10 protein-coding genes are annotated in these 12,081 nt (G+C 63.3%); 3 read left to right on the top strand and 7 right to left on the bottom strand.

All coding sequences use genetic code 11. The annotated features are described in order from the left end of the window. Positions 1–303 precede the first annotated feature (303 nt). The 4 genes from ycaC to DK871_RS24235 all read right to left on the bottom strand — a co-directional run bounded on the left by ycaC (position 304) and on the right by DK871_RS24235 (position 4,503). On the bottom strand, positions 304–921 hold the full coding sequence (gene ycaC, locus DK871_RS24220) for an isochorismate family cysteine hydrolase YcaC (RefSeq protein ID WP_003191905.1): 618 nt from the start codon (positions 919–921) through the stop codon (positions 304–306). A gap of 30 nt (positions 922–951) precedes the next feature. Further along, a complete protein-coding gene (locus tag DK871_RS24225; RefSeq protein WP_161906897.1) occupies positions 952–2,790 on the bottom strand; it encodes an amidohydrolase in 1,839 nt (612 codons plus the stop codon). Further along, complete coding sequence (locus tag DK871_RS24230) at positions 2,787–3,377, bottom strand: antibiotic biosynthesis monooxygenase (RefSeq protein ID WP_161906898.1); 591 nt, start codon at positions 3,375–3,377, stop codon at positions 2,787–2,789. The genes DK871_RS24225 and DK871_RS24230 overlap by 4 nt, the downstream gene beginning before the upstream one ends. A 217-nt stretch (positions 3,378–3,594) precedes the next feature. After that, positions 3,595–4,503: a LysR family transcriptional regulator gene (locus tag DK871_RS24235; RefSeq protein ID WP_003191909.1), complete on the bottom strand. Its 909-nt coding sequence runs from the start codon at positions 4,501–4,503 to the stop codon at positions 3,595–3,597. Between the two features lie 205 nt (positions 4,504–4,708). Here DK871_RS24235 and DK871_RS24240 point away from each other — a divergent pair, with 205 nt between their 5' ends. After that, positions 4,709–5,107, top strand: a complete 399-nt coding sequence (locus DK871_RS24240; RefSeq protein WP_003191911.1) for a helix-turn-helix domain-containing protein — start codon at positions 4,709–4,711, stop codon at positions 5,105–5,107. Positions 5,108–5,165: 58 nt separating this feature from the next. Further along, a complete protein-coding gene (locus tag DK871_RS24245) occupies positions 5,166–7,928 on the top strand; it encodes a winged helix-turn-helix domain-containing protein (protein ID WP_161906899.1) in 2,763 nt (920 codons plus the stop codon). Here DK871_RS24245 and DK871_RS24250 read toward each other — a convergent pair. Continuing rightward, positions 7,875–9,323, bottom strand: coding sequence for a winged helix-turn-helix domain-containing protein (locus tag DK871_RS24250; RefSeq protein ID WP_161906900.1), 1,449 nt, complete (start codon positions 9,321–9,323; stop codon positions 7,875–7,877). The two genes, DK871_RS24245 and DK871_RS24250, sit on opposite strands and share 54 nt — an antisense overlap. Before the next feature lie 150 nt (positions 9,324–9,473). Next, on the bottom strand, positions 9,474–10,424 hold the full coding sequence (locus DK871_RS24255; RefSeq protein ID WP_161906901.1) for a GlxA family transcriptional regulator: 951 nt from the start codon (positions 10,422–10,424) through the stop codon (positions 9,474–9,476). A 181-nt stretch (positions 10,425–10,605) separates the two neighbouring features. Here DK871_RS24255 and DK871_RS24260 point away from each other — a divergent pair, with 181 nt between their 5' ends. Next, entirely contained in the window at positions 10,606–11,328 is a 723-nt protein-coding gene (locus DK871_RS24260) for a pirin family protein (protein WP_094775548.1), read from the top strand. 73 nt (positions 11,329–11,401) lie between these two features. Here DK871_RS24260 and DK871_RS24265 read toward each other — a convergent pair whose 3' ends face one another. Beyond that, positions 11,402–11,815: a hypothetical protein gene (locus tag DK871_RS24265; RefSeq protein WP_161906902.1), complete on the bottom strand. Its 414-nt coding sequence runs from the start codon at positions 11,813–11,815 to the stop codon at positions 11,402–11,404. Positions 11,816–12,081: the final 266 nt, after the last annotated feature.

The raw sequence follows: 12,081 nt of genomic DNA on the forward strand, positions 1-12,081 counted from the left end.
AAATCCCTGTCGAATTCCGGCCAGCGTGGTTTAACGGGGCGCCTAAGATCAAAAGCAGATCAAGAGCGGCTCGCTTCACATCATGGTTACCGGCGGCTGCGGCGAACTGCACAGTTGTGTAGATACCCATGCTGCGATGGCGGTGGTTCAGTTGAAAAATCGGTGGCTGGCATACCGCTATCGCGGGCAAGCCCGCTCCCACAGGGGATCTGTGCCAGGCGCTGATGTTGCGGGCAATACATAACCCGTGTGGGAGCCAGATTGCCAGCTCCCACAGGGTTTTGCGGTGTTTTACAGACCCGGTTACTTGGCAGCGAACGCCGAGTAGCTGTTCATCAGGTTGCGGTAGTTGGGAATGCGCGGCGAGAGCAGGTTGGCCAGGCCTTCCATGTCGTTGCGCCAGTCCACTTGCAGCTCGCAGGCCACCGAGAACCAGTTGACCAGTTGCGCACCGGCGGCGGTCATGCGTGCCCAGGCGGCTTGTTGCACGGTTTCGTTGAAGGTGCCGGAAGCGTCGGTGACCACGAAAACCTCAAAGCCTTCGTCAAGGGCACACAGGGTCGGAAACGCCACGCACACGTCGGTCACCACACCGGCAATGATGATCTGCTTGCGGCCGGTCGCTTTGACGGCCTTGACGAAATCTTCGTTGTCCCATGCGTTGATCTGGCCTGGGCGCGGGATGTACGGCGCGTCGGGGAACAGTTCTTTGAGCTCAGGCACCAGTGGGCCGTTGGGGCCGCTTTCAAAGCTGGTGGTCAGGATGGTCGGCAGGTTGAAGAACTTCGCCACGTCGGCCAGGGCCAGTACGTTGTTCTTGAACTCGTTGGGGGAGAAATCCTGCACCAGGGAGATCAGGCCGGTCTGGTGATCAACCAACAGCACAACAGCATCGTCTTTGTTCAAGCGCTTGTAAGTCATGGGTAACTCCTTTGGGGATGGGGGTGTTCTTCAAAAGGCAAAGCAGGAGCAGCCGAACGCACCCCAGAAACCCTGGAAGTCGCTGACCGGCACGCTGGAAAGGCGCGCTTTTTCATGGCTGTGGGCATGCACGCCACAGGGGCCGCTGCACTGGTGAACCTGGGCCTGCATCGGCGACGTCGGGCGCCAGTGCCCTGGCACCTTGACCACTGGCGACCAGTCGGGCAGTACCGGTACCCGTGGCGGTGCGAAATCTTCGAAGTCGCCGGCGCCGTACACGACTTTGCCGCCGACCACTGTCAGCACCGACTCGATCCACTTGATGGCTTCTTCCTCGACACTGAAAAAGTCCGCCGACAACGCGGCGACATCCGCCAGTTGACCGACCTTGATCTGGCCTTTCTTGCCCTGCTCGGACGAGAACCAGGCGCTGCCGTGGGTGAACAACTCCAACGCGGTAAGGCGTGGCAAGCCCTCGGCGTGCAGCTCCAGGCCTCCGACGGTACGGCCGCTGACCATCCAGTACAGCGAGGTCCAAGGGTTATAGCTCGACACGCGGGTGGCATCGGTGCCCGCCCCTACCGGCACGCCTTCGGCCAGCATGCGCTTGATCGGCGGCGTGGCTTCGGCAGCCTTGGCGCCGTAGCGCTCGACAAAGTATTCGCCCTGGAACGCCATGCGATCCTGGATCGCAATACCGCCACCGAGGGCACGCACACGCTCGATGTTTTTCGGGGTGATGGTTTCGGCGTGGTCGAAGAACCACGGCAAGCCATTGAACGGGATGTCGCGGTTGACCTTCTCGAACACGTCGAGCATGCGCGAGATGGACTCGTCGTAAGTGGCATGCAGACGGAACGGCCAACGCTGCTCCACCAGGTGGCGCACCACCGGTTCCAGCTCCTGCTCCATGGTCAGCGGCAGGTCCGGGCGGGGTTCGAGGAAGTCTTCGAAGTCCGCCGCCGAGAACACCAGCATCTCGCCGGCCCCGTTGTGGCGCAGGTAGTCATTGCCCTGGTGCAAGGTGACGCTGCCGGTCCAGTTCTTGAAGTCGCTGAGTTCTTCCTTGGGCTTCTGGGTGAACAGGTTGTAGGCGATGCGCACCGTCAACTGTTGATCCTTGGCCAGTTGCTCGATCACCGCGTAGTCATCGGGGTAGTTCTGGAAACCGCCGCCGGCATCGATGGCGCTGGTCAGGCCCAGGCGATTAAGTTCACGCATGAACTGTCGGGTGGAGTTGACCTGATATTCCAGGGGCAGTTTCGGGCCCTTGGCCAAGGTCGAATACAAAATCATCGCGTTGGGCCGCGCCACCAGCATGCCGGTGGGGTTGCCGTTGCTGTCGCGCACGATCTCACCGCCCGGCGGGTTCGGCGTGTCCTTGGTGTAGCCCGCCACCCGCAGTGCGGCGCGGTTGAGCAAGGCGCGGTCGTACAGGTGCAGCACGAACACCGGGGTGTCCGGGGCCGCCTGGTTGAGTTCTTCGAGGGTAGGCATGCGCTTTTCAGCGAACTGGAATTCGTTCCAGCCGCCCACCACGCGCACCCATTGCGGCGTGGGCGTGCGGTCGGCCTGGTCCTTGAGCATGCGCAAGGCATCGGCCAAGGACGGCACGCCTTCCCAACGCAGTTCAAGGTTGTAGTTCAACCCGCCACGAATCAGGTGCAAGTGCGAGTCGTTGAGGCCGGGAATCACGGTGCGGCCCTTGAGGTCGATGACCTGGGTGCCGCTGCCGCGCAGGGCCATGGCTTCGCCGTCGGTACCGACGGCGACAAAGCGCCCTTGGTGGATGGCCACGGCGGTGGCGCGTGGGTTTTCGCGGTCCACGGTGTGGAACTGGCCATTGAACAGAATCAGATCGGCGTTCATAGGGTTTCCTTTACAGAGGCTTCAAGCCAGGGAGCGAACAGGCGGGTGGCCGCCGGCATCAGCAGGTACACCACTAGCAACACGATAGTCAGGGTGACCAGGAAGGTGGAGACCACGTAATTGGACAAAAACGGGTGCAACCGCAGGATCGGCCCCCAGATAAACGGCAGCAGCAAGGTTTGCGGCAGGATCACAAACAGGCTGACCACCGCCTGCTTCCAGCGCGGCGGCTTGGCACCGCCCTCGGCCTGAGGCGTGAACCAGAACTCATTGGCCGCGCCGATTTCGGTTTGGTCGCCGTCCGCCAGCATGGGCGCGGCTTCGTCGATCAGGGCCTGGCGTTGCGGGGAACCGAGCCACAGCTCAAGGGCGTTGGTCGAGCGATAGCGCAGCACGCAAGTGAACAGCGCCATGCCGTTTTGCTGGCTGCGCACCACGTCAACACCCAGGTGCCCAGGGCGTTCGCCCGCAATGCGCACGATGCGGCGCAGCCAGGCTTCGTACTCGACTTCAAAGCCGGGCTTGACCCGGTGCTTGACGACCAGGGTGACGACTTCGTCGGGGCTGGTGTTGGTGGTTGAATCCATGGCTGAGTGCTTCCCCGGGGTATTGAGCGATGGGGAGAGTCTGGCCCGTTGAGCGGTGGGGAGAATTGGATGTATGTGCTGTTTGGCTTTTTGCAGGAGCGAGGGGGACGCCTAGTTCTTGCTCGCGAAGAACCTCAACGATAACGCGGGCTTACTGGTTCAACGTGGCGTCCTCAGGTTTTTCGCGAGCAAGCTCGCTCCTACAATTGCAGCAAAGCTACGTCGCGCGGGCCATGTGTTCCGCAATCCTGCCCCTCAGCCATCGCTCCGCCGGGTCGTTGTCATGCACTCCGCTCCACACCATCGACAGCTCCGCCGCATCAATCGCAAACGGCGGGTCCTCGGCGCGCAGGCGTGTGCCTTCGGTCAACGCGCACGCGGCGTAATCCGGCACAGTGGCGATAATTTGCGTGCCCGCCAGCAACGCCCGTAAGCCGCTGAACTGTGGCACCGCCAGCACCACCCGGCGCGAGCGGCCGATGCGGGCCAGGTCCAGGTCGATATTGCCGCTCAGGTCGCCGGAGAACGACACCATCGCATGGGGCCTGGCGCAGTAGTCATCCAGGGTCAGCGGCGCCTCGCCGTCATCGCCGCGCAGGACCTTGCAGGGGATATCGCGCAGCTTCTTGCGCTTGGCATTGGCCGGCAGGTCGGTGGTGTAGCTGACCCCCACGGAAATTTCACCGCTGGCCAGCAGCGAGGGCATCAACAGGTAATTGGCGCGGCGCACCACCACGATGATGCCCGGCGCTTCTTCGCGCAGGCGGCTGAGTAACGACGGAAACAGCCCGAACTCCGCATCATCGGACAAACCGATGCGAAACACCGCGCAGCTGGTGGAAGGGTCGAAATCCTTGGCACGGCTGACGGCGCCCGAGATGGTGTCCATGGCCGGTTGCAGCTCCTTGAGTATCGCCAGTGCACGCGCGGTGGGTTCCATGGCACGGCCATTGCGCAGCAGCAACGGGTCGTCGAACAAATCGCGCAAGCGGCCCAACGCGGCGCTCACTGCCGGTTGGCCGATAAACAGCTTTTCGGCGACCCGGGTCAGGTTTTTCTCGAACATCAAGGCTTCGAAAATCACCAGCAGGTTCATATCGACGCGGCGCAGATCGTTGCGGTTCATGGGCGTTATCCAAACGTTTTCCAGAGGGCCAGGGAAGCATGCACTGCACGCCTTCGATTGCATAGCTGTGCTGTCTTTTCCAGCACCGCACCTGGCGAAATTAACAACGATTAACTCGTCAGCCAGGCGGCCCGGCAACAAGATGAAGCGCGTCTACACTGCACCCATCCACCGGGAACGTTCCCATCGACTGCGGATATTTGTCATGGCCCGACTCGAGCAATATGCCCCCCGGTTGCCCGCCACCGGGGGCCTGTGCCCCCGGCGTGAGCGCATCGCCAAGCAACTGATCCTTGCCAACCTCGGCGAAAGCCTGGCGATCGCCGACCTGGCCCAGGCCTGCGCCTTGTCGCGCAGCCACTTTTCCCGCGCCTTCAAGTGCACCACCGGGCTGTCGCCCCAGGAATGGATTCGCCAGCAGCGCATCCAGCGCGCCAAGGAATTGATTACCGGCTCGTCCCTGAGCCTCACGCAGATCAGCCTGGAATGTGGCTTTTGCGACCAGGCGCACTTTTGCCATATGTTCACCCGCAGCGAAGGCGTCAACCCGATGACCTGGCGAAACCACCACTCGCGCAGCAAACCTGATGTGATCGCTGCCTAGTGGTCTGCACGTACCTGGAATATGCTGGCCGCTCCCTTCCTCCAGAACCTGGGCAGCCATGAATGACTTGAGCGACCAGGCCGTGCATTTCGGCCCCTACCGCATCCACCCGCGCCAGCGCCTGGTGCTGGAGGCCGGCCGCCCGTTGCGCCTGGGGCGGCGGGCGGTGGATATTCTGCTGATCCTGCTGGAGCACGCCGGCAATGTGGTGAGCAAACAGGAGTTGATCGCACGGGTCTGGCCCAAAAGTGTGGTGGAAGACGGCAACCTGCGGGTGCACATGGCGGCGCTGCGCAAGGCACTGGGTGACGGCCAGGCCGGGCAGCGCTATATCGTCACGGTCGCCCAGCGCGGCTACAGTTTTGTTGCGCCATTGAGCATCGAACCCATGACGCTGCCCACCGACGGTGCTCCCCAACGCCCCAGCCATAACCTGCCGTTGCGGCGCACGCGCATGATCGGCCGCCAAGCGCTGATCGACGCCCTGGTACAACAACTGCCGCAGCAACGCTTCATCACCCTGACCGGCGCCGGTGGCATCGGCAAGACCACCGTAGCCTTGCGCGTCGCCGAATTGCTGATCGGGCATTACCGCGACGGTATTCACCTGCTGGACCTGGCGCCGCTCAGTGCGGCGTCGATGATCCTGCCCAACCTGGCCGCTCTGCTCGGCCTGACACCGGGAGAAAATACGGCCCTGGCCAGCCTCGCCCGCAGCCTGCAGGCACGCCAGATGCTGCTGGTGATCGACAACTGCGAGCACCTGCTCGACGACATCGCCCTGATCAGTGAAACCCTGCTGCGCCATGCACCGCACCTGCACATTCTCACCACCAGCCGCGAAGCCCTGCGCGCCGAGGGTGAATATGTGCAGCGCCTTGAACCGCTGGCCTGCCCGCCCGCCACCGGCAACCGCGCCCAGGCCCTGGGTTACCCGGCCATGCAATTGCTGATCGAGCGCGCCATGTCTCACCAGGAGAGCTTTGCCCTCAGCGACGCTGAACTGCCCCTGGCGATTGATATCTGCCAGCGCCTGGACGGCATTCCCTTGGCGATCGAACTGGTGGCCGCGCAAATCGAACGGTTTGGCTTGCCGGGCCTGCTGGTGCAGATGGAAGACAACTTTCGCCTGCTGACCCGCGGGCGACGCACTGCCCTGCCCCGCCAGCAGACCCTGCGCGCCACGCTCGACTGGAGCTTTGACTTGCTCACCGAGTGCGAACAAATCTGCCTGCGCCGCCTGGCGGTCTTCCGTGGCGGCTTCAGCCTGGTCAGCGCAGCGGCGGTGATCGCCGGGGAGCAAGTGGCCCCCGCCGAAGTGCTGGGCTCCATCACGCAACTGGTGGCCAAGTCGTTGTTGAATGTGGAAGCAAGCGATGACGAGATGGTCTATCGCCTGCTGGATATCACCCGCACCTACGCCCTGGAAAAGCTCAGCCAGGCCTGCGAGCTGCATGCCACGCGAGAGCGCCACGCTGCACGCTGCCTGGCGCTGATGGAACAGGCCCAGGGCGACTGGGACTTGATCGCCACGCAGCCGTGGATCGACCGCTATGCACCGCTGCGCGAAGACGTGCGCGCCGCTCTCGACTGGGGCTTTGCCGATAGCGGTGCGCAGTTGCTGGCTATCCGCCTGACGGTCAGCGCAATGCCCCTGTGGCAAGAACTGTCGTTGCTGCGTGAACACGGCGGCTATGTGGATCAGGCACTGGCGCTGATCGATCAGGTCACCGCGCCTTGCACCCAATTGACCCTGCAACTGCAATTGGCCCTGGGTAGCCTTTCCTATCACGCCATGGGCGCTGCGCCTCGCACCATTGCAGCCTTCGAGGGGGCCGCGCGCCTGGCCGAGGCGCGCCACGACCGTGCCGGCCAGTTGCGTGCGGTCTCCGGGCTGATGGCGGTGAACCTGTGCGCCGGGCGCTACGGCCCAGCGCAGGAGCTGTGCGTGCAGTTCGAACGGCTCGACCCACGCAACGAGCCGTTGCTGGACCTGAGCACCCAGCGGCTGCGTGCGCTGGGCCAGCATTACACCGGTAACCAGGCCCTTGCGCGGCACCACGCCGAGCAGGTGCTGCAGCGTATGTCCCAAAGCGGTCACGTGAACCGCTTTGCCCTCGGGGTTGGCGTGCAATACGACCAGAGCGTCGCCTCCTTGACCGTGTTGGCGCGGATCCTGTGGTTGCAGGGTTTCCCCGATCGCGCCTGGCGCACCGCCAGCCAGGCACTGGAGTTGGCGCTACAGATCAACCACGGCACCTCGATCTGCTACACCCTGGCCCTGGCTGGGGTGGTGATCGCCCGCTACAACGGCGCCGAAGACGACGCCCAAGCCCTGCAACGGCTGCTGCTGGAGCAATCACACAAGCATTCGGTGCAGTTGTTCCAGACCTGGGCCGGGCATTACGCCGGTATTCTTGGCCACCCGGATTGGCAAGGCCTGGGCCTGGTCCAAGACACCTTGATCACCTTCGGTGCCCATGCCGTGGATGCCCCCACCCTGGAACGCGCCCGCAGTGGCGCGGCGGGCTGGTGCGCCCCGGAGATTCTGCGGGTGTACGCCTTGCAGCTAGAGGATGAGCACGCCGCGCAAAACCTGCTGCTGGAAGCCCTGGGCCTGGCGCACCAGCAAGGTGCGCTGGCCTGGGAGCTGCGCTGCGGCGAATCCCTGGCGCAATTATGGCAACAGCAGGGGCGCATTCAGCTCGCCAGGGACTTGCTCGGTTCAATCCATGCACGCTTCAGCGAAGGCTTCGCTACCCAGGATCTACTGCGCGTGCGCTGCCTGCTCGACGAGTTGCAGGACAAACGGCCGGCCTGAGAACGCGCCCAGGCAAGGCGCGTAGCCTTGCTGCAAACGCTCGACCTGGCGCGGGTCGCGCAATTGCGCCAGGGCGTAGCTGCGCACGCAGTTGAGCAGGCGATAGCGCGGCGGGCCCAAGCCGGGCTCGACGCTCAGCAGCGAGACGTTGACCAGGCGTGCCAGCAGGTAAGACAGGTCAGCGTGTTCAAGCTCGGTACCGGCCACCATGTCATTCAGGCCAGGTAAGGTGACCGCCATCTTGAACAGGCTCAATTGCAGAAACAGCCAGCACTCCGGCAGGCTCAGGCGCGCGTAGCTCCAATCCAGGGCCGCGCTGAGTGACCGATGGCGCTCCACCGCTGTGCGCCGCCCTCGGGCCAGCACTTGCAAGCCCGTGCGTACTTGCATCTGCACACCGCCGATACCCAACGCATCCACCTGGGCGGCCGCCAATTCCAGCGCTAACGGCAGGCCGTCCAGGCGCCGGCACAGGTCGCGCAGCGGCGCCAAATCCTGGGGCCGCAAATCAAAGCCCTGCTGATTGGCACGCGTGCGCGCCACGAACAGTTGCACCGCAGGACAGGCCATCGCCTGTTCGACATTGGCCGACGGCGACGGCACCGCCAGCCGAGGCACGCGCACCGCCCACTCGCCAGGGGCCAACAAGGCTTCGCGACTGGTGATCAGCACGCTGATGCCAGGCGCCGTCTCGCGCAGCGCACGCAGTAGCTGTCGGCACGCGCCCAGCAGCAGGTCGGCGCCGTCGAGTACCAGCAGCAACTGGCGCGAGGCCAGGCGCCGGCCCAGTTCGTTGAAACTGTCGGGCGCCGAATGCAACTGCAACACCCTGGCCAGGCTAACGAGCAGTTCGCTCGGCGCTTGCACAACAGCCATGTCGAGCCACCATACGCCGTCGCGATAACGCGGCAATGCCCGCTCGGCCAGGGCCAGGGCCAGTGTGCTCTTGCCAATGCCGGCCACGCCGGTGAGGGTCAACAAGCGCTGCACGGCCAAACGCCGCGCCAGCACGCCCACTAGTTCATCGCGCCCCCACACCGGGCTCAGCCGCGCAGCCAGGTTGTGCTGAGGCAGCAGCGTCGGCAACGCGTCCTGCGCAGGCGCAGCGAAGCAGTAACCGCGCTGGGGGTGATTGAGGATCCAGCGTTGGCCGTCCAGGGCGCGACGCAATGCGGCAATGTGCACGCGCAGGTTGCTGTCTTCGACGACGCTGTTGGGCCACACCCGCTCGATCAAGGTCGCCTTGCTGAAAAAGTGCCCAGGCGCTTCGAGCAGTACCGCGAGAATATCCAAGGCTCGCCCGCCCAGCGGTACCGGCCAGCCCGCCTTACTGACCAGGCGCTGCTGCCGATGAAAGGTGTAGGGGCCAAAGCTCACCGCCGTAGCATTTTGCATGTCCGTCACAGCGCTGAAACACCCGTGCTTGAGTGCCTGCGCATCCTTTTTCCATGGGCTCGACGCTATCTTGCCAGTTGGCGATGACAGGACAATGCTGGCACGGGGAGTGATACGGACAATCGGGTGCCTGAGACGGACATGCTGTCGTTAACTGAATTGTTGTCGGTATTGAGTAGGGTTCAGCCCGAGCTTTTCGCTGAACAGAAAGCGCATATGCCGCACGCTGCCAAAGCCTGCGTGGAAGGCCACGGTCTTGAGCGGCAGGTCGGTAGCTTCCAGCAGGTGCCGGGCCCGGTCGATACGGGCGCCTTGCAGGAACGCCATGGGCGTCATCTGCACATCCTTGGCGAACAGCCGCGCAAAGTGGCGCGCGCTCATGCCGGCCAGCTCGGCCATGGACTCGATGGTAAAGGGTTGTTCCAGATGCGCCAGCACGTGGTTCTGCACGCGGGTGATCGGGGTCTCTTGCGGCGCCACGGCGGCGGTCATCGGGCTGAACTGGGCCTGGCCGCCCTGGCGTTTCATCACCACCAGCAGCACCTTGGCCACGTCCACCGCCACTTGCTTGCCGTGGTCCTGGGCCACGACCGACAGCGCCAGGTCGATACCTGCGGTGACGCCACCAGAGGTGATCAGGCGCCCGTCCTGCAAATAGATGCGATCGGTCTCGACGATGGCGTTGGGAAACGCCTTGATCAACCGCTCGGTGTAGTGCCAATGGGTGGTCACGCGGTGCCCGTCGAGCAAGCCTGCGTGGCCGAGCACAAAAGCGCCGGTGCAGATCGAGCCAAAACGCCGAGCCCGTGGCGCCGCCGCTTTGAGCCAGGGCAACAACGCGGGATGGCATTCGTTATAGGCGCCGGGGCCCCCGGGCACCAGCAGCAGGTCATAGGCCGCCTGGGCCTGTTCCAACAGCAGGTCGGTCTGCACGCTCACGCCGTTGGACGCCCGCAACGGGCCGGGCTCGGTCCCGATGGTGAGGATCTGGTAGTGATCGGCCCCCGGCAGGTAGCGGTTGGCAATCGAAAACACTTCCAGCGGCCCGGCCATGTCGAGTAACAGGAAGTCCGGGAACAGCGCCATGGCCACGGTTTTCATAAGCGGGGAATGTCCATCGAGAAGGAGTGCGGCGAGCATTATGGCACGACTTTAACTGTCAACCTGAAAGCGACAGTTATTCTATTTTCACCTTCTTAATCAATCATCCGTTAACCATTAACCTTCTTCTCAACGCCAGCGCCCTGCATCTCGCAGCCCGCGCTCACTTGAGGACTGGACCATGCTAACCCTTCGCAAAGCTTCCGAACGCGGCGCCGCCAATCACGGTTGGTTGAAGTCGTTCCACACCTTCTCTTTTGCCAACTATTGGAACCCCAAGGAGCAGGGCTTTTCCGACCTGCTGGTGATCAACGATGACCGCGTCGCCGCAGGCAAAGGCTTCGGCCAGCACCCGCACCGCGACATGGAAATCTTCTCCTACGTGCTCGAAGGCGCGCTGGAACACAAGGACACCCTGGGCACCGGCTCAGTAATCCGCCCCGGCGATGTGCAACTGATGAGCGCCGGCAGCGGCGTGGCCCACAGCGAGTTCAACCATAGCCAGCGTCATGGCGTGCACTTCCTGCAAATCTGGATCGTGCCCAACGAAGCCGGCGCCAAACCGCGCTATCAGCAAGAGCATTTCACTGAAGCGCAAAAACGTGGGCGCTTGCAGTTGATCATCTCGCCGGAGGGCGCCAACGGTTCGCTGAAAGTGCGCCAGGACGCACGGGTGTATGCCGGCCTGTTCGATGCTGACGAAAGTACCCGCCTGGAACTGGCGCCGGATCGCTACGCCTACGTCCATGTGGCGCGCGGCAGCGTGGAACTCAACGGCCAGCGCTTGCAGGAAGGCGACGGTGTGCGCGTACGGGACGAACGCCAGATCCGCCTGAGCCATGGCGAAGACGCCGAAGTGCTGGTGTTTGACCTGCGCCCCAACGAACTGCCGCAAATGCCATGACGGCCGCAGTGATGGTCCCGCCAGCGGGACCATCGTTGGCGTCGATAGTCACCATCAGCGCAATGAAGTTCTCTTAAAAAATGCAACGCGTAACATCAAACCCATGCCAAACGGCACCCAACTTAAATACTCGGAGCACACCATCATGAAACGCCAAATCCTGCTTAGCCTCGCTTTCTCGGTACTCGCTGCAAACGCTTTTGCCCACCCGGTTGTGGCTGAAGGTGGCGCGGATCGCCTGATAGAAACCCGTGTTGCCGAAGGTGGTGCGGATCGCCTGCAAGAACGTGGTTTGGCTGAAGGTGGTGCGGATCGTTTGCAAGAACGTGGTCTCGCTGAAGGCGGTGCTGATCGCTTGCAAGAACGTGGTCTGGCTGAAGGCGGTGCGGATCGCCTGCAAGAACGTGGCCTGGCTGAAGGCGGTGCGGATCGCTTGCAGGAACGTGGACTCGCTGAAGGTGGTGCCGAGCGCTTGCTGAGCACCCACGTATAACCCCGCACTGTTGGCGGGACACCCCAAACCGGCCTGATCAGCCGGTTTTTTTTCGTCTTCAATTTCTACATCACACTGCCTCCCCGGTAACCACGATGCGAAGCGAGCCGCTTTTGATCTTGATCTCAGGCGCCCCGTTGAACCACGCTGGCCGGAATTCGACAGGGATTTGGGGGGTAAACCGGCAGGGATGCCGGTTTAGCCGCCCCGCGCCATGGATGGCGCGTGGCGGCGGCCCCCCAAATCACTGGCGGATTACG

Origin of the sequence: Pseudomonas sp. L13 (assembly GCF_009935965.1) — a bacterium.
GTDB classification, from domain to species: Bacteria; Pseudomonadota; Gammaproteobacteria; order Pseudomonadales; family Pseudomonadaceae; genus Aquipseudomonas; species Aquipseudomonas lactis.